Here is a 22,199-nt window from a genome sequence, read left to right as displayed (position 1 = left end):
GCGCGATGCGAATCGCGCTGCTCCTGTCCCTACTCTGCCTGTTGCTGCCCGCGCCAAATGCACGCGCACAGCAGATCAATCGCTGCACCAACGCGCAGGGGCAAACCGTGTACGGCGACAAGCCCTGCGAACTGATGGGGGCACGCGCGCGTCTGCTGCCAGCTCCCCGGCCGGCCGGCAGCAACGGGCTGTATCGCGACAGTTGCGCACGCCGTCTCAGCGAGGTGGTGAGCATCATCCAGTCAGCCGCCGATGCCCGTGATCCGAACCGTCTGTCGGGCATCTATCTGTGGACCGGCCTGTCCAACGCGGCCGCGACGCGGGTAATGGATCGCCTGAACGAAATCGTGCAGCGGCCATTGATCGACATCGCACCGGTGTTTCCGGAGCTGCCGGCCTACGAACCCGCGCCGACACAACCATTCACCCACACCGACGGCACGGTACTGGACCCGGCAGCGGAGCAAAGCGGCTATCCGATCGAACCCGCAGCCAGCAGCGATCAGGCGTACAAGCCCCGGCGTCCGGTGGCACTGCGGCTGGAGCAGACGCTGCCCCGCAGCAGCACGCCCACCCGCACCGTTTTCCGGCTCCGCCGGCAGTACAACTGCTTCTGGATCACGCTCTAGGCGCAGGCCAGAGCGCGCGGATCGCGGCCACGCCCAAGGCGCCATGCCGGCGCGCGATATCGATATCCGCCACGCCCATGCCGCCGATCGCGTAGATGGGCAAGGACACCTGCTCACGCAGCCGTTCGAAGGCCTCCCAACCCAGCGGCGACGCCCCCGGATGCGTGGCGGTGGCCTGCACCGGGCCGAGCACCGCGAAGTCACACCCCAGCCGCTGTGCGGCCTGCAGTTGTGCCAGATCGTGACAGGAAGCGGCCACCGGCAACGATTCCGGCAACGGCCGGCTTTGCAGCGACAGCAACTGCTCACTGCCCAGGTGCACGCCCACGCCGAGCTCGCGTGCCAGGTCGATATCGCGATTGAGCAGCAGGTCGGCCTGCTTGCCATAGCGCTCGGCGACACTGCGCGCCAGTCCCTGGCGGTCGGCTGCCGAGGGTGTACGCAGCTGGATGCGACGGATGCCGCCGTGGATCGCCGCCTCGATGCAGGAAAACCAGGTTTCTGCGCATTCGGCAGGTTCGGGCGTGACCAGGTAGCGGTCCGGCTGGCGCAGCGCCGCGACCACCGGCAGATCGGCCGGCGGCATCGAATAACGCGACAGCTTGTCCGGCGTCACCCAGGTGATGGCCTGCCCTTCACGGCCACGGGCGGTGCCCTTCCAGCTCCGCACCATGCGGACTTCCAGACGCAGGCGCTTGTCCGGGTAGAGCTGGGGTACGTCCATCAGCCATTCGCCGACCTCGGCCTCGATGCCCAGCTCCTCGTGAAGTTCGCGCACCAGCGCCTGCTCGGAGGTTTCGCCCGGCTCGCGCTTGCCGCCGGGAAATTCCCACAGGCCCGCCATGTCGCTGTTGCCGGTACGACGGTTGAGCAGGATGCGACCACGCGCGTCGGTGATGACGGCGGCCACAACATGGATTGAGCGCTGGGGTGAATTCATGCCCAGAGAATGCCGAAAACCCGGCCAAACGTGCAACGGGAACGTCTCTTACATCGCGCATCGCACCGGTAGCGCCAAGCCATGCTCGGCGGGGCGCTTTACCGGGCAGGCTCCAGCAGAGCATTGCTCCGCTCTACAGCTGCCGCCGCGGCCCGAATTCGAAACTCGCGGTAGCGCTCAACCACGCTCGGCTCCCCCTGAAACGAAACGCCCCGCTTTCGCGGGGCGTTTGATGGATCAGTTCAACTGACCGTGGCAGTGCTTGTACTTCTTGCCACTACCGCACGGACACGGATCATTGCGGCCGACCTTGGGCTCGTCGCGGGTGACCTGGGCCACACCGGCCTCGACCTGCGCGGCTTCCTCATCGGCGCTGTAGCTGCCGTTATCCTGATGCTGGAACTGCGACATCTGCAGGCGTGCCTCGGCCTGCTGACGCTCCATGGCCTCCATCGCGGCAACTTCTTCCTCGCTGCGCACACGCACGCGCGACAGCAGGTTGATCACTTCGCGCTTGACGTCTTCAAGCATCTGCGAGAACAGCTCGAAGGCTTCCTTCTTGTACTCCTGCTTGGGCTGCTTCTGCGCGTAACCACGCAGGTAGATGCCCTGGCGCAGGTAATCCATGCGGGCCAGATGCTCCTTCCAGCTCTGGTCCAGCACGGTCAGCATCACGTGCTTTTCCAGCGCGCGCATGGTCTCGCCACCGACAGCAGCTTCCTTCTGTGCGAAGTGCTGATCCATGAACTCGATGACCTTCTGCGCGATACCCTCGGCATCCAGTTCTTCGTGCTGCTTGACCAGCCCTTCCACGTCCATCTGCACGCCCAACTCCGACTCCAGCGTGGCCTGCAGGCCGCGCAGGTCCCATTGCTCGTCCACCGAGTTCGGCGGAACAAAGCGGGCCACCAGGTCGTAGATCACGTCGCCGCGGATGCCGTCGATGTTTTCCTTCACCGACTCGGCGTCCAGCAGCTCATCGCGCTGGCCGTAGATCACCTTGCGCTGGTCGTTGTTGACGTCGTCGAAGTCCAGCAGGTTCTTGCGGATGTCGAAGTTGTGCGCCTCGACCTTGCGCTGCGCCTTCTCGATCTGACGGCTGACCATGCGGTCTTCGATGACGTCGTCTTCCTTCATGCCCATCAGGCGCATGGCCTTCTGCACCCAGTCGGAGGCGAAGATGCGCATCAGGTTGTCTTCCAGCGACAGGTAGAAACGGGACGAACCCGGATCACCCTGGCGACCGGAACGGCCGCGCAGCTGGTTGTCGATACGACGCGATTCATGGCGCTCGGTACCGACGATGTGCAGGCCGCCAGCAGCCTTCACGGCTTCGTGGCGCTCCAGCCAGGCGGCCTTCACGGCGGCCTTCTGCTCATCGCTGATGTCTTCGCCCAGCTCGTGCAGTTCGGTTTCCAGCGAACCACCGAGCACGATGTCGGTACCGCGACCGGCCATGTTGGTGGCGATGGTCACCGAGCCCGGACGGCCGGCATTGGCAACGATGGTCGCTTCACGATCATGCTGCTTGGCGTTGAGCACTTCGTGCTTCACGCCAGCCTTGCGCAGATGCTCGGACAGCATTTCCGAGGTTTCGATCGAGGTGGTGCCCACCAGCACCGGCTGACCGCGCTTGGCGCACTCCTCGATGTCGGCCAGCACCGCGTTGAACTTGCCCTGGCGGTTGAGGAACACCTGGTCAGGGTAGTCCTTGCGCACGGTCGGCTTATTGGTCGGAATCACCACCACTTCCAGGCCGTAGATGCTCTGGAATTCGAATGCTTCCGTATCGGCCGTACCGGTCATGCCGGACAGCTTCTTGTACATGCGGAACAGGTTCTGGAAGGTGATGCTGGCCAGCGTCTGGTTCTCGCGCTGTACCGGCACGCCTTCCTTCGCTTCCACCGCCTGGTGCAGGCCATCGGACCAGCGACGGCCGGCCAAGGTACGGCCGGTGAATTCGTCCACGATCACCACTTCGCCATCGCGCACGATGTAGTCCACGTCACGCTGGTAGATGGCGTGCGCGCGCAGCGCGGCGTTGAGGTGGTGGACGACGGTCAGGTTCTGCGCGGCATACAGGCCGCTGTCGTTGTCCTCGCCGATGATGCCGGCTTCGCGCAGCAGTTCTTCGGCGTGCTCCATGCCCGCTTCGGACAGGTGCACCTGCTTGCCCTTCTCATCAACCCAGAAGTCGCCTTCGCCGTCTTCCACTTCCTGCTTGATCAGGTGCGGGACGACGCGGTTGACGCGGATATACAGCTCCGGGGAATCATCGGCCGGGCCGGAAATGATCAGCGGCGTACGTGCTTCGTCGATCAGGATCGAGTCGACTTCGTCGACGATGGCGTAATGCAGGCCGCGCTGGTAACGATCACCCTTGGTCAGCGCCATGTTGTCGCGCAGGTAATCGAAACCGAATTCGTTGTTGGTGCCGTAGGTGATGTCGCTGCCGTAGGCTTCGCGCTTGTCGCTGTGCGGCATGCCCGGGTAGACCACGCCCACGCTCAGGCCCAGCCAGTTGTACAGCTTGCCCATCTGCGCGGCGTCGCGGCGGGCCAGGTAGTCGTTCACGGTGACCACGTGGACGCCCTTGCCTTCCAGCGCGTTGAGGTAGACCGGCAGCGTTGCCACCAGGGTCTTGCCTTCACCGGTACGCATTTCAGCGATCTTGCCCAGGTGCAGCACCATGCCGCCGATCAGCTGCACGTCGTAGTGGCGCATCCCCAGCACGCGCTTGGAGGCTTCGCGACAGACGGCGAAGGCTTCCGGAAGCACCTTGTCCAGCGCCTCGCCAGCGGCGATGCGCTCGCGGAACTCGGGCGTCTTGGCCTTCAGCTGGTCATCGGAGAGCTTCTGGATCTCCGGCTCCAAGGCATTGATCTTGGCGACGATACGGTTGAGCTGGCGCAACTGGCGTTCATTACGACTGCCGAAGACGCGGGTAAGCAGGCTGTTGATCATTGAAGGAACCGGTTTGAATGAAATGCCGTGCGACAGGCCTGCCCCCTGGGACCAGCCGTCGCAAACGAAACAGGGCGCAATGCGCCCTGTCGATGGCAACGCCTATTGTAGCTTGGGGCGGGGGCTTGGCGATTCAAGCACCCGTCACAAGGTCAACCGCGACCGAGACGCCCAACCGGCGTGTTGCCACCCTCGCCCAGGAACTTGCGCGGATTCATCACCTGGCCGTTCTGCCACACCTCGAAGTGCACGTGGGCACCGGTCGAACGACCGGTGGAGCCGGCCTTGGCCACTTCCTGCCCTGCGCGCACCAGGCTGCCTTCGCGCACGGTCAGGCGCGAATTGTGCGCGTACAGGGTCTTGTAGCCGTTGCCGTGGTCGATCTCGACCACGTTGCCGTAGCCGCCCTTGACCCCGGAAAAGCTCACCTGGCCGTCAGCCACGGCCATCACCGGGTCGCCGACGCGGGCGTGGAAGTCCATGCCCTTGTGGTTGCCCGCACCGCGACCGAACGGGTCAGCGCGGGTACCGAAGCTGGAGGTGATGTACGTATTGCTGATCGGCATGCGCGAAGGCACGGCGTTCTGTTCGAGCTGGTGGTCGAACAGCAGCGATTCCATCACCGACAATTGCTTGCCTGAAGCAGCAAAACGCTGCTCCAGCACCTGTAAGTCGCTGTTGACCGCGCTTGCAGGGATGTCCTGGGTCGGGCCCGGTTCGCCTTCACCCATACCCGGGGTTTCGTTGAAGTCGAACTCGCCGTCTTCCAGCTTGCCCATCTGTGTCAGGCGTTCACCCAGCGCGTTCAGGCGCGTAGCCTGGGCCTGCAGTTCACCCAACCGGGCGGCCAGTGCGTTGACCTGGGTCTGCGCGTCGGCGCGCACCTTGGCCAGTTCCTGCTCCTGCCGGTCAACCTTGGCCTGCATGGCCGAGTCTCCGACCATGCCCAGCGCAAAACTCAGCGTCAGGCCCATCAGGCAGCCCAACCCGAGTACGCTGCCCAGCAATGCTTTGGGACGATCCTCGAAGTACACCTGAACGCGTGCGAGCGGCGTCTTGGCCTGCGGTTCACGCGTTTTGATTACGATTTTTCTGAATGCCATTGAAGAATTCTTATGTCTGAGCCGAAATCCAGTGTTCGATCCCGCACCGCGCCAAAACAGGCGCTGGATGCGGCCATGGCGGACAAAGCGGGAAACCCGTTGCGACGAGCCCTCTGGCTCGATGCGCTGGACCGACAATTGCGCCCCCATTTGCCTCCTGCATTGGCAACCCGTTGCCGGTTGGCCAATGTGGACGGCGAACACCTCATTTTTCTCGTCGAGTCACCGGTCTGGCACGCCAAGGTAAGGCTTGCCGAGAACCAGCTGATCGACGCGGCCCGATCCATCGGGCTGACAGTCACGCGGGTGACCGTCAAGACTGCGACTGCGCCCCCGCACTCCCCAGTGCGAAATGACCAGCGCAGTTCCCACGCAGTAAAGGAAGCCACGCATAAAGGCCTGCGCGACGCCCTGGCTGCACTCGAGGATGTGAAATCCTCACGCTCCTGAGTGACACCGGCGGCTTTCTCAGCCCCCGGTCCCCGTCTGGCGATACCCTGCCGAACGGAGAGCCGGCACGAATCCTATCCGTGGATCGCGCCTCAGGAGTTAGTCTTTTGTTAATTCCACGTTAAATTCAGGAAGTCACGCCCACTGGGTTCACACTTTCGTGACGTGGCGGATTTCAGTCCTAAAGAATGGCGGCAGCTCTTACGGCTGCAGAGGCGATTCCTGGACGGATTGAGCCTTCCGTGCGCTGCGGCCGGGATCGGCAGCCGGGATCACCGGTCTCTGGCCAAGGCATTGGCGCTTGGCACATGGTGTAGCGTCGCCTCCGGATGGGCCGGCAGGCTCTTGCGGGGCATAGGACGGACATGACTCTGCCCCGCCGCCACTCACTTGGGCAGGGCTCGGGATCTGGTCAAAACAGCTTCGACCGGGGCGCAGGGTGTTCCTGGCAATCGGCGATCTGATCGCGGCGGGATTTCACCCCAACCCAGACATGCCTAGGCTCAGGCGTAAGCCGGCATGCCGTAAATCACCGGGTCGGCAGCCACGGTGGATTCGTAGCTGGCCCATTCCCAGGCGGTCTGGTCGGCCAGCAGGGCACGCACCAGCTTGTTGTTGAGCGCATGGCCGGATTTGTAGCCTTCGTAGGCGCCCAGCACCTGGCCGCCGGCAAGGTACAGGTCGCCGATGGCGTCGAGAATCTTGTGGCGCACGAACTCGTCGGCATAACGCAGGCCGTCATCGTTCAGCACGCGAAACTCGTCCAGCACGATGGCGTTGTCCATCGAACCGCCCAGGCCAAGGTTGCGCTCGCGCATGTACTCCAGGTCGCGCATGAAACCGAAGGTGCGCGCGCGGGAGATTTCCTTGATGTAGGCCGCGGTGGAAAACTCGATTTCGGCCCGCGACTGCTTGGCCGGGATCATCGGGTGGTCGAACTGGATGGTGAAGCCCAGCTTGTAGCCTTCGTACGGGTCGAAACGGGCGATCTTGTCGCCGTCGCGCACTTCCACCGTCTTGAGGATGCGCAGGAAACGCTTGGGCGCGTCCTGCTCGATGATGCCCGCCGACTGCAACAGGAACACGAACGGGCCGGAGGAACCGTCCATGATCGGCAATTCGGCCGAGGACAGTTCAACGATGGCGTTGTCCACACCCAGACCGGCCAGCGCCGACATCAGGTGCTCGACAGTCTGGATCTTGGCGCCTTCGCAGGTCAGGCCGGTGCACAGGGTCACTTCGGTGACCAGGTCAGCCCGTGCGGGCACCACCACCACTGGATCCAGATCAACGCGACGGAACACGATGCCGTGATTCACGGGGGCCGGGCGCAGGGTCATATAGACCTTGTCACCGCTGTGCAGGCCGACGCCGGTGGCGCGGATCGTGTTCTTGAGAGTGCGTTGCTGGATCATTTGGGAATGCCGGAGTAAGCCGCTTTTTCGCGGCCATGGACAAACAAGAATAACACGCACTTGCAGATGCGCCGGAACGCAGGCAGCGCAAGCAACCGTCGCGTGGGACCGAGAATGCCGCCGGGCCGGTCCTGGCCCGGCGACAAAGGACATGGATGCTGCCCGTCAGGGTGGACTGCCCTGACGTTGTGTTGCCTGGGTCCGCTGGCGTGCCAGCCCGACCCACGCCGCCAATGTGGCGGACGCGGGATCATGGCTGAACGGCCAGCCGGCCGATCAGTCTGCCTGGCGGCGCAGGAACGCCGGGATGTCCAGGTAGTCGCTCGGCAGTTCGGCGGCGGCCGGGGTCGAAGCCGATGCCGACGAGGCGGCAGCGGTATCGGCGCTCGGACGACGCAGGCCCATGCCCAGGCTGTTGCCGACGGCCTTGGCCACGGCATCGGCCGGGCTTTCGTACTCGCCGAACTCGGCCTGGCCAGTGGTGGCGTTGCGGACCAGCTTGATCGGTGCGCGCTCGCCCGGACGCTGTGCGTTCTTGGCGGTTGCACGGTTCAGGCCGGTGGCCACGACGGTCACGCGCACTTCGTCCTGCATGTCCGGGTCCAGCACGGTGCCGACCACAACGGTGGCGTCTTCCGAGGAGAAGCCTTCGATGGTGCGGCCGATTTCGTCGAACTCGCTCATGGTGAAGTCCGGGCCGGCGGTGATGTTGACCAGGATGCCGTTGGCACCGGCCAGGTTCACGTCGTCCAGCAGCGGGTTCTGGATGGCGGCTTCGGCGGCGGCCTGGGCGCGATCGTCACCGCGAGCGGTGCCGGTGCCCATCATGGCCAAGCCCATTTCCGACATCACGGTGCGCACGTCGGCGAAGTCGACGTTGATCAGGCCCGGACGCACGATCAGGTCGGCGATGCCCTGCACTGCGCCCTGCAGCACGTCGTTGGCGGCACGGAAGGCCTGCACCATGGTGGCGTTGCGGCCGAGCACGGTGATCAGCTTCTCGTTCGGGATGGTGATCAGCGAGTCGACATGCTGACTCAGCTCCTCGATGCCCTTCAGCGCGACCTGCATGCGACGACGGCCCTCGAACGGGAACGGCTTGGTGACCACGGCCACGGTCAGGATGCCCATTTCCTTGGCCAGCTGTGCCACCACCGGCGCAGCGCCGGTACCGGTGCCGCCGCCCATGCCGGCAGTGATGAACACCATGTCCGCACCCTGCAGGGCGTCCATGATGCGCTCGCGGTCTTCCAGCGCGGCCTGGCGGCCGACTTCCGGGTTGGCGCCTGCGCCAAGACCCTTGGTTACGTTGGTGCCCAGCTGCAGCTGCAGCTTGGCGCCGCAGTTCTTGATGGCCTGCGAATCGGTGTTGGCGGTGATGAATTCCACGCCATCGACGCTGCTGTTGACCATGTGTGCCACGGCATTGCCGCCGCCACCGCCAACACCAACCACCTTGATCACCGCGTTCGGTGCCATCTTTTCAATCAGTTCGAAATGCGCCATGTCCATGTCCTCTCTATTGCCGTGATTGGATCGGGTGTTCGGGAAGAATCCTTCTCCGTCTGCACCTGCCCGCACCGGCGAGTTTTAGTTGGTTTACCGCCCCGGGTTGCCCCTTCGCGGCGTTGTTGCCTGTTTCAATGACTGCGTTACTGCACTTCGTCTTGCCCTACTGCTTGCTCCACTGCACTACAACTGCACTACCAAGAACCGATGCCGTGATCAGAACTCGCCACGGAACCAGTTTTTCAACTTGTTGAACATGCTGCCCGCGCGCCCGGTGGGCAGCGACGGACGACGCGGATGTTCGATCTGGCTGCCCATCAGCAGCAGGCCCACGCCGGTGGCGTGCACCGGGTTGCCGACCACTTCGCCCAGCCCGGTGACGTGCTGCGGGATGCCCACGCGCACCGGCATCTGCAGCATTTCCTCGGCCAGCTCGACCACGCCTTCCATCTTCGATGCACCACCGGTCAGCACCATGCCGGCGCGGACCATCTCCTCGAAGCCGGAACGGCGCAGTTCGGCCTGCACCATTTCAAAGATTTCTTCGTAACGGCCCTGCACCGCCTGCGCCAGCGAATGACGTGGCATGCGACGCGGCGGGCGATCACCCACCGACGGCACCTGGATGCTTTCCTCGGCGGTGGCCAGCTGCGCCAGCGCGCAGGCGTAGCGCACCTTGATCTGCTCGGCTTCCGGGGTGGGCGTGCGCAGCATGTGCGCGATGTCGTTGGTGACGTGGTCACCGGCGATCGGCAGCGAGGCGGTGTGGCAGATCGCGCCCTGCACGAACACCGCGATGTCGGTGGTGCCGGCGCCGATGTCCACCATCACCACGCCCAGCTCGCGCTCGTCTGCGGTGAGCACCGCCACGCTGGAGGCCAGCGAGGACAGCACCAGGTCATCCACCTGCAGGCCGCAGCGCTGCACGCACTTGCTGATGTTGGCCGCAGCCGACTGCGCGCACACCACCAGGTGCGCATGCACCTCCAGGCGCACGCCGGTCATGCCGACCGGGTTGCGGATGCCTTCCTGCGAATCATCCAGCACGTACTCGCGCGGGATGGCATGCAGGATCTTCTGGTCGGCCGGGATGGCCACGGCCTTGGCCGCTTCCAGCACCCGGTCCAAGTCACCCCAGCTGACCTCGCCTTCGCGGATCGGGGTGATGCCCTGCGAGTTGCGGCACTGCACGTGGTTGCCGGAGATGGAGGCGTAGACCGAACGGATCTCGCAACCGGCCATCAGCTCGGCTTCCTCGATGGCGCGCTGGATCGACTGCACCGTCGATTCGATGTCCACCACCACGCCGCGCTTGAGGCCGCGCGATTCATGCGAGCCGATGCCGATCACTTCGATCGGGCTGCCCGGCGAGTACTCGCCTACCAGCGCCACCACCTTGGAGGTGCCGATATCGAGGCCGACGATCAGCGATTTATCACCCTTGCGATTCATGTCCTGTCCTGCGTCTGCTTTGTTGCCGGCGGCGGGGTTCCCCAGCTCAGCGTGAAACCATTGGTGTAACGGAGATCGGCGCGTTCAATCGGCACCTGGGTACGGGTGAGCTGGGGCAGCACCCGTGCGAATCGCGACAGGCGCGAGCGCGCGTCATTGCGGCCGACGATGACCTCGGTGCCATTGTCCAGCGCCAGCGACCAGCTGCCGCGCGCGTCCATCGCCACCTTGCGCACGTCCACACCGACCGGTGCGAACAGGGCGCGCGAATCGTTGTAGAGCTCGACCACTTCGCTGGTCTTGGCGTCAGGCCCATCGAGCTGCGGCAGCGGCGCATCTTCCAGTCCGTGCGGCAGCGCGAACAGGCGCCCCTGCTCGGACAGCAGGCGGTCCGCGCCCCAGCGTGCGAACGGCTTGTGCTCGACGATGGAAACTTCCAGCACGTCCGGCCACTTCTTGCGCACCTGCGCACTTTCTACCCAGGCCAGCTTCTCGACCGCGCGCTGGGCATCCTGCAGCTCGACCGCGAAGTAGCCGGCCTTGGCATACGGGAGCAGTGCCTTCTGCAGCTGCTCGGCCGGCACGCGCTTGAACTCGCCATGCACGCGCAGCTTGGCCAGCGGCCAGCGCTCGGCGCCGACCCAGCCGTTGAGCACAGCCACCACCGGCAACGCGACCAGCGCGATGGCGAGCAACCAGGCCAGCATGCGCAGTACCGCGCTCATCGCATGCCCTCCCCGGCATTCCACGCGCACGCATGCAGCGCCGACCGCGATGCGGTGGCGCGGGCATGGAACGACGGGAATGCGTGCTGGCTCATTCGCCCTTCGCCTCCGTGAAGCCTTCGGTCGCCACCTGCTGGGCGACGTAACCGATGTCACCGGCGCCCATCATCAACAGCAGGTCGCCGTCCTGGAGTACGTCCGGCAGCACCGACACCAGGTCGGCGGCCTGACCCACCACCACCGGCTCGCTGCGACCGCGTGCGCGGATGGCGCGTGCCAGCGACTTGGAATCAGCACCCGGAATCGGCGCTTCGCCGGCCGGATAGACCTCGCTCAACACCAGTGCGTCCACTTCGGACAGCACCGCTGCGAACGCATCGAACTGATCACGCGTGCGGCTGTAACGGTGTGGCTGGAACGCCACCACCAGACGCTGCGTCGGCCAGCCACCACGGGCGGCGGCAAACACGGCCTCCAGCTCACGCGGGTGGTGACCGTAATCGTCGATCACGCGGACCTTGGCGCCCTTGTGCGTGGTGACCACGCCCAGGTCGTTGAAGCGGCGGCCGACGCCCTCGAACTTCTCCAGCGCCGAAGCGATGGCTTCCGGCGCGACGCCGAGCTGCCAGCCCACCGCCGCGGCGGCCAGTGCATTGAGCACGTTGTGCTTGCCCGGCAGCGCCAACGTCACCGGCACGCTGCTGCCTTCCGGCAGGCGCAGGGTGAAGCGCATGCGCGGGCCATCCTGTACCACGTCCTCGGCGCGCACATCGGCGTTGCTGCTCAGGCCGTAGCTCATCACGTGACGCGGGGTCTTGGCGGCCAGCGCGGCCACTTCCGGGTCATCGATGCACAGCACCGCCAGACCGTAGAACGGCAGGCGCTGCAGGAATTCGGCGAACGCGGCCTGGACCCGGGCGAAATCGTTGCCGTAGTTCTCCAGATGATCCGCGTCGATGTTGGTGATCACCGCCACCAGCGGGTTCAGGCGCAGGAAGCTGCCATCGCTTTCATCGGCTTCAGCCACCAGCCACTGACCGCCACCGAGCTTGGCATTGGCGCCGGCTGCGAGCAGCTGGCCGCCGATCACGAAAGTCGGGTCCATGTTGCCTTCGCTCAGCACTGCGGCCGTCAGCGAGGTGGTGGTGGTCTTGCCATGCGTACCGGCCACGGCGATGCCGCGACGGAAACGCATCAGCTCGGCCAGCATCGCAGCGCGCGGCATGATCGGAATGCGCTGGCTGCGTGCTTCCATCAACTCCGGGTTGTCTTCGCGGATGGCGCTGGAGACCACCACGCAATCGGTGCCCAGCACGTTGGCCGCCGAGTGGCCGCGCATCACCCGCGCACCCAGTCGCGACAGGCGACGGGTGGCGGCGTTGTCGGAGTTGTCCGAGCCGGACACTTCATAGCCCAGCGTCAGCATCACTTCGGCGATGCCGCTCATGCCGGTGCCGCCGATGCCGACAAAATGCACGCGCGGGAACGCGCGGACCAGATCGGTGGTGTCGTGGAGGCGACGGATCATGCCTGGCCTCCGGTGTGGCGGGCGCGGGTGCGCGATGCCGTGTTCATGCTGCTTCCTCAAGAATGATGTCTGCGATGCGTTCGGCCGCATCGACCTTGGCCAGTGCACGCGCGGCTTGCGCCATCTGCATGCGGCGGCCCGAATCGTTGGCAAGCGCGCGCAGCACGCCTTCCAGGTTGGTGGCCAGCGCGTCGTCCTGCTTCAGCAGTTCGGCGGCACCGCGCTCGACCAGATATTCGGCATTGCGGGTCTGGTGGTCGTCCACGGCGGCGGCAAACGGCACCAGCACGCTGCCGATACCCACCGCGCACAGTTCGGCCAGGGTGGAGGCGCCGGAGCGGCACACCACCAGGTCAGCCCAGTCGTAGGCAGCGGCCATGTCCTTGATGAAGGCGTCCACGCGGCCCGACACACCTGCATCGCGATAGGCCTGCAATGCCTCTTCGTGCAGCTTCTCGCCGCACTGGTGCCAGACATCAATGGCGACGCTGTCGCCCAAAGCAGCCAGCGCCTTCGGTACACCGTTGTTCAATGCGCGCGCACCCTGGCTGCCGCCCAGCACCAGCAACCGCATCGGGCCATTGCGACCGGCCAGGCGTTGTTCCGGCGCTGCCAGCGCGGCAATCTCCGCACGCACCGGGTTGCCTACCGCTTCCTCGCGACCGTTGGCGAAGCTGCCCGGAAAACCGGTCAGCAGGCGGCGTGCGAAGCGCGACAGGATGCGGTTGGTCATGCCCGGTGCGCGGTTCTGTTCGTGCACGAGCAGCGGCAGGCCCATGAAGCGCGCCGCCATGCCGCCCGGGCCGGAGGCAAAGCCACCGAAGGCAATCACCGCGCGCGGCTGACGCTTGCGCATCACGAAGCCGGCGCTGCGGATGGCCCGCATCACCCGCACCGGTGCGGCCAGCAAGGCGAGCTTGCCCTTGCCGCGCAGGCCGGAGATTGCCAGCGTATCGATGGCGATATCGTGCTGCGGCACCAGGCGGGTTTCCATCGCGCCTTCGGCACCGAGCCACACCACCGGCACGCCGCGCTCACGCAGCACCTTGGCCACGGCCAGGCCCGGGAAGATATGGCCACCGGTACCGCCGGCCATGATCATCACCGGACGTGCGCTGTCGTTGGTCGCGGCCATCAGGCGATCCTCCCGAAGGTCGGTTCGACCCGCTGTTGCATGCGGCTGGTACCGCGCGCGGAACTGGTCTGCGCAGCGGCGGCCACGGCGGTGGCGGTCACCGGAGCCGGCGCAGCGGCCGGCTCGCGCTCGGCGACATCGGCCAGCGGCTCGATGTCATCGCGCACTTCCTGACGGCGCACCGCACGGTTGTATTCGTAGGACACGCGCAGCAGCAAGCCCATCGCCACGCAGGTCATCATCACGCTTGAACCGCCGGAGGAAATCAGCGGCAGGGTCAGGCCCTTGGTCGGCAGGATGCCCAGGTTCACGCCGATCGAAACGAAGGTCTGCAGGCCAATCCACAGCGCGATGCCGAAGGCGATGTAACCGGCGAAGTGGCGGCGCATCTCGATGCACTGCATGCCCAGCCACAGCGCACGGCCGACCAGCAACGCGTACAGCGCGACGATCACGCACACGCCGACGAAGCCCAGCTCCTCGGCCATGACCGAGAAGATGAAGTCGGTATGCGATTCGGGCAGGTAGTTCAGCTTCTGGATCGAAGCGCCCAGGCCAACGCCGGTCCACTCACCGCGACCAATGGCCATCAGTGCATTGGTCAACTGGTAGCCCGAACCCAGCTGGTCTTCCCACGGGTCCCAGAACGAGGTGATGCGGCGCATGCGGTACGGCTCGAAATACACCAGCAGGCCCAGCGCAAGCACCATCACCAGCGCCGGCAGCAGGATGCGCTTCATCTGCGCACCGCCCAGCACCAGCATGCAGGTGGTGATGCCCAGCAGCAGCGTGGAGGAACCGAAGTCCGGCTGCAGCAGCAGCAGGCAGACCAGCACGCCGACCACGCCGACCGGCTTGAGCATCGCCTGCCAGGTGGCATTGACCTCGTCACGGAAGCGCACCAGGTAGCTGGATAGCCACACGATGTACAGCACCTTCACCGCTTCCACGGTCTGGAACTTGGACACACCCAGGTTGATCCAGCGCCGCGCGCCGTTGACGCTGCTGCCCAGGCCGGGGATGAACACCACCACCAGCAGGGCGAAGCAGGCCAGCAGCAGGATGTGGTTGCGCTTCTCGATATCGCGCAGTTCGATCCGCATCACCACCATCGCCAGCACCAGGCCAACGCCGATGAACAACAGGTGGCGGGTGAGGTAATAGAACGGACTCTGCGTCAGCGCGATGGAGCTGGAAGCCACCATCACGATCCCGATCGAAGCCAGCGCCACGGCGGCGCCCAGCAGCCACTTGTCATAGCTGCCGCCAATGGCTTCAAGTCGGGTTGCCTGACGCGAGTAGTCGTCCATCAGCGCACCTTGAGGGTTGCCAGACCGATGAGCACCAGCACCACCGAGATGATCCAGAAACGCACGATCACGCGCGGCTCGGGCCAGCCCTTCAGTTCGAAGTGATGGTGGATCGGGGCCATGCGGAACACGCGCTTGCCGGTGAGCTTGAACGAGGCCACCTGGATCATCACCGACAGGGTTTCGATCACGAACACGCCGCCCATGATCACCAGCACCAGTTCCTGGCGCACGATCACCGCGATGGTGCCGAGCACCGCGCCCAGCGCCAGTGCGCCGACGTCGCCCATGAACACCATCGCCGGATACGTGTTGAACCACAGGAAGCCAAGACCCGCGCCGGCGATTGCCGCGCAGATGATGACCAGTTCACCGGCGCCGGGAACCTGCGGGATCTGCAGGTAGCTGGAGAACACCGCATTGCCCGAGGCGTAGGCGAACACGCCCAGTGCACAGGCGACCATCACCGTGGGCATGATCGCCAGACCGTCCAGGCCATCGGTCAGGTTCACCGCGTTGGAGAAGCCGACGATCCAGAAGTAGGCGATGGTCACGAAGCTGATGCCGGCCAGCGGCAGCGCGATCGACTTGAACATCGGGATGTAGAAGGTCAGCGCTGCCGGCACGTCGGCCGTGTAGAACAGGAACAGGCCGGCGGCCAGGCCGAAGATCGACTGCAACAGGTACTTCCAGCGCGACTTCAGGCCGTTCGGATCACGCTTGGCGATCTTGATCCAGTCGTCGTACCAGCCGATGGCACCGAAGCACAGCATCACCGCCAGCACCAGCCACACGTAGCGGTTGCGCAGGTCACCCCACAGCAACACCGAGATCAGCACGGTGGTCAGGATCAGGCCACCGCCCATGGTCGGCGTGCCGGCCTTGGAGAAATGCGACTGCGGGCCGTCCTTGCGGATCGGCTGGCCACCCTTGAGCTGGGCCAGGCGACGGATCGCCGCCGGCCCCAGCCACAGCGACAGACCCAGCGAGGTCAGCGCCGCGAGGATGCCGCGGAAGGTGATGTAGTTGAACAGCCGGAACAGGTCGTCCAGCTGCTGCAACCAACGGGCCAGTTCAAGCAACATGCGTAGTGTCCTCGCCACGCTGCAACAGCGTGGTCACGATCTTGTCCATGGCGCTGCCGCGCGAGCCCTTGACCAGGCAGCGCACGCCAGCATGAAGTTCGGTTTCCAGCGCGGCGGCCAGTGCGGCATGGCTGTCGAAATGACGCCCGCCCGCGCCGAATGCCTTTGATGCCGCTTCGCTCAGCGGCCCCAGCGTGTACAGCCGCTTGAGGCCGGCCTCGCGTGCGCGCTGCCCGGCCTGGGCATGCAACGCCACGGCATCGGGGCCGAGTTCGCGCATGTCACCCAGCACCAGCCAGCCTTCTTCCTTGCCTGCGGCCAGCGCGATGATCGCGGCGGCCAGCGAACCGGGGTTGGCGTTGTAGCTGTCATCGACCAGCACCGCGCCGTTACCCAGCACATGTGCGACCTGACGACCGGCCACCGGACGCGCCTGCGCCAGGCCTTCGACCACCAGCGGCAAGGCGATGCCGGCGGCCAGTGCCTGGGCAGCGGCGGCCAATGCGTTGAGCACGTTGTGGCGCCCCGGCAGATGCAGGACGGCGTCCACATCGCCCTGCGGCGCATGCAGCTTGAAGCGCGAACCGGTCTCGCCCAGCACGATGCCGGTTGCGGTCACGTCGGCGCTCACTTCCAGGCCAAAACGAATCACCCGGTGGTTGCCGGCGCGGGCGACGAAGTACGGCGCGAACGCATCGTCGGCATTGACTACTGCCACGCCGCCCTCGCGCAGGTCGTCGTAGACCGCCGCCTTGGTGTTGGCGATCTCCAGCAGGCTGCCCATGCGCTCCAGGTGGGCCGGCGCAACGTTGTTGACGATGGCCACATCCGGTGCGGCGATGGCGGTCAGGTAGGCGATGTCGCCCGGCTTGCCGGTGCCCATCTCGTAGATGGCGAAGTCGGCATCTTCCGGTGCATCGATCACTGCCAACGGCAGGCCGATCTCGTTGTTGCGGTTGCCCGGCGTGGCATAGACATGCCGCCTCTGCACCGCGGCAGCGTGTTGCAGGATCGCCAGCAGCAGGTTCTTCACGCTGGTCTTGCCGTTGCTGCCGGTGATGGCGAACACGCGGGTGGCGCGGTCGTGCTGCATCGCTGCGGCAATCCTGGCCAGCGCCAGTTCGGTGTTGGCGACCACCACCTGCGGCACGTCCAGCGGCTGCAGCGTATCAACCAGCAACGCACTGGCACCGCGTGCGGCGGCGTTGGCGGCAAAGTCATGCCCATCGAAACGCTCGCCACGCAGCGCCACGTACAGGCTGCCGGCAACCAGCGTGCGGGTGTCATTGCTGACAGCATCGATGGTCACGTCATCGCCGTGGATTTCACCACCGGCCCAATGCGCGATCAGCGACAGCGGGGTGCGCTTCACGAACGCACCTCCTGGCCGGCGGCGGCACGCGCCTGCAGCGCGCGCGATGCCACGTCGGTGTCATCGAAAGGATGTTTGATACCTGCAATCTCCTGATAGGGCTCATGGCCCTTGCCGGCGACCAGCACGATGTCGCCGGGGCCTGCCTGCGCGACGGCCGCGCCGATGGCGCGGGCACGGTCACGCTGCACGTTGACCCGGGAGGCATCGGCAAAGCCGGCCATGATGTCGGCGACGATCACATCGCCGTTTTCGCCGCGCGGATTGTCGTCGGTGACGAACACCACGTCGGCCAGTTTCTCTGCAATGGCGGCCATCTGCGGACGCTTGCCGGTATCGCGCTCGCCACCGCAACCGAACACGCACAGCAGCCGGCCATCGAGGTGGCCATGCAGACTGCGAAGCGCCTGTTCCAGTGCGTCGGGGGTATGTGCGTAATCGATGACCACGGTCGGCTCGCCGTGACCGCCAAGGCGGTTCATGCGGCCGCGGATCGGCTGCAGCTGGCCCAGCACATCGGCGATGGTGTCTGCCGGCTGGCCCAGGCCATGCAAGGCGCCGGCCACGGCCAGCAGGTTGTCGACATTGAAGCGGCCCAACAGCGGCGAACGCAGCGCACGGCGCGCATCACCGATCACCAGCTCGAAGCCGATGCCCTGCCCGTCCAGCACCAGGTTCTCGGCACGCACACTGGCGCCGGCCTGTCCGGTCGAGCTCAGGCCGATGGCTTTCACGCCCGTAGCCAGCGTGCCGATCAGCTCGCGGCCGAAGGCGTCGTCCAGGTTGATCGCCGCGGCCTTCAGGCCCGCACGATGGAACAGCCTAGCCTTGGCCGCGCCGTAGCTGGCCATGTCGCCGTGGTAATCCAGATGATCACGGGTGAGGTTGGTGAACACCGCCACGTCGTAATGCACGGCATCCACGCGGCCCTGGTCCAGCGCGTGCGAGCTGACTTCAATCGCCACGGCGGTGGCGCCGCCATCGCGCAGCTGCGCCAGCACTTCATGCATCTGCAGCACCAGCGGCGTGGTGAAGCCGGTCGGCACGACGTTGCCGTACAGGCCGACGCCGAGCGTGCCGATCGAGCCACTTTCGATGCCCAGCAGGTGCCAGGCCTGGCCCAGCAACTGCACGGTCGAAGTCTTGCCGTTGGTACCGGTGACGCCAACCATCGTCATCGCGCGCGACGGATGACCGTGGAACTGGTCGGCCATCACGCCCATGCGCGCACGCAGGCCCGGCACCGCAATCGCATCGGCCGGCGCCGGCAGTTCAACAGGCGCCGGCGGCTCGAACAACACCGCAGCGGCACCAGCCGCCTTGGCCTGTTCGACAAAGCCCAGCCCATGCGCGCCGAAACCGGCGATCGCCACAAAGGCATCGCCCGGGTGCACGAAACGCGAATCCAGCACCAGCCCGCTGATCTGCGGGTCGTGCGGCAGGTTCAGCTCAGGCAACAGCGTGGACAGCGGCATGCTGCGGCTCACTGGCGCACCCCCGTCGTGGCGGGCGCAGCCGTCGGTGCAATGGCCGTCGGCAACGCGGCGTCAAACTCGGCTTCGACGTTCGGGGATTCGGCGGCATCCTGCGGAATCGGCAGCGGCGCCTGGTTGCTGCCCGGCTTGCCACCGACCTTGCCCGCCGCCTGCGCGGCCAGCCACGACTGGATGTCGTCCGGCGGCACATCCATCAGGCGCAGCGTGCCTTCCATCACGTGATGGAACACCGGCGCCGAGACCTGGCCGCCGTACTGCAGGCTGCCCCGCGGGTCGTTGACCACGATCACCGCGGCGTAGCGCGGGTTGGTGGCCGGCACCACGCCGGCAAACAGCAGGTTGTAGTGGCCGCGCTCGTAACCGTTGGGGCCGTTCTTGCGGGCGGTGCCGGTCTTGCCGGCCACGTGGTAACCCAGGATCGCCGCCTGCTTGGCGCCGCCGTTGGTGACCACCGTTTCCATCATCCGCACCACTTCCTGGGCCACGCCCGGGTCCAGCACCTGCCGCGCTTCGTTGCGCTGGCCCTTGACGAAGGTCGGCTGGATCACCTGACCACCATTGGCCAGCGCCGAGTACGCCTGTGCGATCTGCAGCGGCGTCACCGCCAGGCCGTAACCGTAGGACATGGTGGTCTTGGTGGTGCCGTACCAACCGGGGCTGCCCGGCGATGGCACCACGCCCGACGACTCGCCAGGGAAACCGCTTTGCGGTGCCACACCGTAACCAAAGGCACGCACGGTGTTGTAGAAGGTCTGGTCCGGAATACGCGCCACGATCTTGGCCGCGCCAATGTTCGAGCTGCGGGTGATCACGCCGGTGACATTGAGTACGCCGTTGTTACGCGGCACATCGCGGATGGTGTAGCGGCCGAGCGACAGGTAGCCCGGATTGGTGTCGATCACCGTATCCGGGGTCACCACGTGGTTCTGCAACGCCGTGGCGATGGTCAGCGGCTTCATCGTCGAGCCCGGCTCGACCAGATCGGTCACCGCGCGGTTGCGACGGGTGTCCGGGGTGGCGCCGCTGACGGAATTCGGGTTGTAGGTCGGCAGGTTGGCCATCGCCATCACCTCGCCGGTGGCCACGTCCATGATCACGATCGAACCGCCGGCCGCCTTGTTGGTGGTGACCGCATTGCGCAGCTCGCGCATGGCCAAGAACTGGATGCGGCGATCGATGCTCAGGGTCAGGTCCTTGCCCGGCTCGGCAGGACGCACCAGGTCGATGCTCTCCACGATCGCGCCCTTGCGGTCGCGGATCACCTTCTTGGCACCGGCTTTGCCACGCAACCAATCGTCGAAGGCCAGCTCCAGCCCTTCCTGGCCAAGATCGTCGATGTTGGTGAAGCCCAGCACGTGCGCCATCGCTTCACCCTGCGGGTAATAGCGACGGAACTCGCGCTGCGAGAACACGCCCGGGATCTTCAATGCGACCACCTGCTCGGCCACGTCCGGATTCATCCGGCGGCGCAGGTACATGAATTCCTTGTCGGCCTTCTGGGTCAGCTTGGCGGTCACTTCGTCCGCCGGCAGGCCCAGCGCCTGCGCCAGTTCCGGAATACGCTCGGGCGCGCGCAGCAGTTCCTGCGGGTTGACCCAGATCGACGCCACCGGCGTGGACACCGCCACCGGCTCGCCATTGCGGTCGGTGATCATGCCGCGCGAGGTCGGGATCGGCACTTCGCGCAGGTAACGCGCTTCGCCCTGGCGCTGGTAGAAATCGCTGTTGATCAACTGCACGTAGGCCGCACTGCCCACCAGCGTGACCGCGCACAGGCCAAGACCCACGCCCACCATCAGCAGGCGGTTGCGCAGGTTGAACTGGGTGCGGTTGCGATTGCGGCCGGGTTGGGTCATGGCCGGATCACCACGATGTCAGCCGCTTCGGGGAACTTCATCCCCAACCGGCCGCGCGCTTCCTGGTCCACGCGCGTGGCCTGGGCCAGCGTGGCCTGCTCCAGCTGCAGACGACCAAACTCGATGTTCAGTTCGTCGCGCGCGTACTCCAGACGCGACAACTCGACGAACAGCTGCCGATGGCGATGGCGCATGAACACCACACCGATCGCCGAAGCGATGGTGCAGGCCAACAGCACGATCAGCAGCAGGCGGCTCATTGAGCCACCTCACGTTTTTCAGCCACGCGCAGCACCGCGCTGCGCGAGCGCGGATTCACCGCCAGCTCGTCTTCTTCGGCCTTGATGGCTCCGCCGATCAGATCCAGCGTCGGTACGAACACGCTGGCTTCGGGTAGACGACGGTTGGTCGGCGGCGCTTTGGCATGACGGTTCATGAACTGCTTGACGATGCGGTCTTCCAGCGAATGGAAGCTGATCACCGCCAACCGCCCGCCGGGCTTGAGCCGCGCCATCGCCGCGTCCAGTCCGGCTTCGAGGTCGGACAGCTCACGGTTGATGTGGATGCGGATGGCCTGGAAGCTGCGCGTGGCCGGATGGATCTTGTCCTTGCCACGCGGCATCACCGAAGCGATCACCTCCGCCAGTTCAGCGGTACGGGTGAACGGCTGGGTCGCACGACGGGCAACGATGGCACGCGCGATGCGACGGCTCTGGCGTTCTTCGCCGTAGGTCCACAGCACGTCGGCGATCTCACGGTCCTCGACGCGGTTGATCCACTGCGCCGCGCTCTCACCCGAATCCGGGTCCATGCGCATGTCCAGCGGACCGTCCTTGCCGAAGCTGAAACCACGCTCGGCCACATCCAATTGCGGCGAAGACACACCCAGATCGAACAGCACGCCATCAAGGCCGGCGGCGGTCTCGTTCCAGTTCAACAGGTCGGCAAAGCTGCCGCGATAGATCGACACGCGGCCATCGGGCGCGAAATCGCGCTCGGCCACGGCAATGGCTTCGGGGTCCTTGTCCATCACCAGCAGACGGCCATTCGGACCCAGCTGGCGCAGCACGCCGCCGGCGTGACCGCCGCGACCGAACGTGCCATCCAGATACGTACCATCTTCGATCACCCTCAGGCCCTGCAGGACCTGGGTGTACAGCACCGGCAGGTGAGCCGCCGGCGGCTGTGACACCGGAGGGTGACCGGCTTGCGCTTGACCGCGCACCCGGG

Annotated in this window: 18 protein-coding genes; 2 read left to right on the top strand and 16 right to left on the bottom strand. The window is 65.7% G+C overall.

Going from position 1 to position 22,199, the window contains the following annotated elements:
• Positions 1-5 precede the first annotated feature (5 nt).
• Positions 6-629 (top strand): DUF4124 domain-containing protein, encoded by a 624-nt coding sequence (locus LR961_RS04285; RefSeq protein WP_232147205.1) that lies wholly within the window; start codon positions 6-8, stop codon positions 627-629.
• On the opposite strand, the gene LR961_RS04280 is transcribed toward LR961_RS04285, so the two are convergent.
• The 3 genes from LR961_RS04280 to LR961_RS04270 all read right to left on the bottom strand — a co-directional run bounded on the left by LR961_RS04280 (position 619) and on the right by LR961_RS04270 (position 5,636).
• Positions 619-1,569 (bottom strand): Nudix family hydrolase, encoded by a 951-nt coding sequence (locus LR961_RS04280; RefSeq protein ID WP_232147204.1) that lies wholly within the window; start codon positions 1,567-1,569, stop codon positions 619-621. The genes LR961_RS04285 and LR961_RS04280 overlap by 11 nt on opposite strands.
• 237 nt (positions 1,570-1,806) lie before the next feature.
• Entirely contained in the window at positions 1,807-4,533 is a 2,727-nt protein-coding gene (gene secA, locus LR961_RS04275; RefSeq protein ID WP_232147203.1) for a preprotein translocase subunit SecA, read from the bottom strand.
• Between the two features lie 152 nt (positions 4,534-4,685).
• Entirely contained in the window at positions 4,686-5,636 is a 951-nt protein-coding gene (locus tag LR961_RS04270) for a M23 family metallopeptidase (RefSeq protein ID WP_232147202.1), read from the bottom strand.
• 12 nt (positions 5,637-5,648) lie between these two features.
• On the opposite strand from LR961_RS04270, the gene LR961_RS04265 reads away from it, so the two are divergent.
• The gene (locus LR961_RS04265; RefSeq protein ID WP_232147201.1) at positions 5,649-6,086 is read left to right on the top strand and encodes a DciA family protein; all 438 of its coding nucleotides are present in this window, start codon (positions 5,649-5,651) and stop codon (positions 6,084-6,086) included.
• 503 nt (positions 6,087-6,589) lie between these two features.
• Here the strand turns inward: LR961_RS04265 and lpxC are convergent.
• The 13 genes from lpxC to rsmH form a co-directional block, all read right to left on the bottom strand.
• Positions 6,590-7,501 carry a UDP-3-O-acyl-N-acetylglucosamine deacetylase gene (lpxC, locus tag LR961_RS04260; RefSeq protein WP_232147200.1) on the bottom strand — a complete coding sequence of 304 codons (912 nt, stop codon included), beginning with the start codon at positions 7,499-7,501 and terminating at the stop codon, positions 6,590-6,592.
• A 276-nt stretch (positions 7,502-7,777) separates the two neighbouring features.
• Positions 7,778-9,007: a cell division protein FtsZ gene (gene ftsZ / locus LR961_RS04255; protein WP_232149192.1), complete on the bottom strand. Its 1,230-nt coding sequence runs from the start codon at positions 9,005-9,007 to the stop codon at positions 7,778-7,780.
• A gap of 219 nt (positions 9,008-9,226) precedes the next feature.
• Positions 9,227-10,462, bottom strand: coding sequence for a cell division protein FtsA (gene ftsA, locus LR961_RS04250; RefSeq protein WP_057633401.1), 1,236 nt, complete (start codon positions 10,460-10,462; stop codon positions 9,227-9,229).
• On the bottom strand, positions 10,459-11,187 hold the full coding sequence (locus LR961_RS04245; RefSeq protein WP_232147199.1) for a cell division protein FtsQ/DivIB: 729 nt from the start codon (positions 11,185-11,187) through the stop codon (positions 10,459-10,461). The genes ftsA and LR961_RS04245 overlap by 4 nt, the downstream gene beginning before the upstream one ends.
• A gap of 91 nt (positions 11,188-11,278) precedes the next feature.
• The gene (gene murC / locus LR961_RS04240; protein ID WP_232147198.1) at positions 11,279-12,715 is read right to left on the bottom strand and encodes a UDP-N-acetylmuramate--L-alanine ligase; all 1,437 of its coding nucleotides are present in this window, start codon (positions 12,713-12,715) and stop codon (positions 11,279-11,281) included.
• 43 nt (positions 12,716-12,758) lie between these two features.
• Positions 12,759-13,850: an undecaprenyldiphospho-muramoylpentapeptide beta-N-acetylglucosaminyltransferase gene (gene murG, locus LR961_RS04235; protein ID WP_232147197.1), complete on the bottom strand. Its 1,092-nt coding sequence runs from the start codon at positions 13,848-13,850 to the stop codon at positions 12,759-12,761.
• Positions 13,850-15,160 carry a putative lipid II flippase FtsW gene (gene ftsW, locus LR961_RS04230; protein ID WP_232147196.1) on the bottom strand — a complete coding sequence of 437 codons (1,311 nt, stop codon included), beginning with the start codon at positions 15,158-15,160 and terminating at the stop codon, positions 13,850-13,852. Before ftsW ends, murG begins: the two co-directional genes overlap by 1 nt.
• Positions 15,160-16,245: a phospho-N-acetylmuramoyl-pentapeptide-transferase gene (mraY, locus tag LR961_RS04225; RefSeq protein WP_232147195.1), complete on the bottom strand. Its 1,086-nt coding sequence runs from the start codon at positions 16,243-16,245 to the stop codon at positions 15,160-15,162. The genes ftsW and mraY overlap by 1 nt, the downstream gene beginning before the upstream one ends.
• Positions 16,235-17,617 (bottom strand): UDP-N-acetylmuramoyl-tripeptide--D-alanyl-D-alanine ligase, encoded by a 1,383-nt coding sequence (gene murF / locus LR961_RS04220; RefSeq protein ID WP_232147194.1) that lies wholly within the window; start codon positions 17,615-17,617, stop codon positions 16,235-16,237. The genes mraY and murF overlap by 11 nt, the downstream gene beginning before the upstream one ends.
• Positions 17,614-19,104 carry a UDP-N-acetylmuramoyl-L-alanyl-D-glutamate--2,6-diaminopimelate ligase gene (locus LR961_RS04215; RefSeq protein WP_232147193.1) on the bottom strand — a complete coding sequence of 497 codons (1,491 nt, stop codon included), beginning with the start codon at positions 19,102-19,104 and terminating at the stop codon, positions 17,614-17,616. The genes murF and LR961_RS04215 overlap by 4 nt, the downstream gene beginning before the upstream one ends.
• Positions 19,101-20,969: a penicillin-binding protein 2 gene (locus LR961_RS04210; RefSeq protein WP_232147192.1), complete on the bottom strand. Its 1,869-nt coding sequence runs from the start codon at positions 20,967-20,969 to the stop codon at positions 19,101-19,103. Before LR961_RS04210 ends, LR961_RS04215 begins: the two co-directional genes overlap by 4 nt.
• Positions 20,966-21,229 (bottom strand): cell division protein FtsL, encoded by a 264-nt coding sequence (gene ftsL, locus LR961_RS04205; protein ID WP_232147191.1) that lies wholly within the window; start codon positions 21,227-21,229, stop codon positions 20,966-20,968. Before ftsL ends, LR961_RS04210 begins: the two co-directional genes overlap by 4 nt.
• Positions 21,226-22,194: a 16S rRNA (cytosine(1402)-N(4))-methyltransferase RsmH gene (rsmH, locus tag LR961_RS04200; protein ID WP_232147190.1), complete on the bottom strand. Its 969-nt coding sequence runs from the start codon at positions 22,192-22,194 to the stop codon at positions 21,226-21,228. Before rsmH ends, ftsL begins: the two co-directional genes overlap by 4 nt.
• Between the last annotated feature and the right edge of the window lie 5 nt (positions 22,195-22,199).

Origin of the sequence: Stenotrophomonas sp. SY1 (genome assembly GCF_021202945.1) — a bacterium.
Taxonomy (GTDB): domain Bacteria; phylum Pseudomonadota; class Gammaproteobacteria; order Xanthomonadales; family Xanthomonadaceae; genus Stenotrophomonas.
The sequence above is the reverse complement of the archived record's forward strand: the minus strand, read 5'-3'. Positions and strand labels throughout refer to the sequence as shown.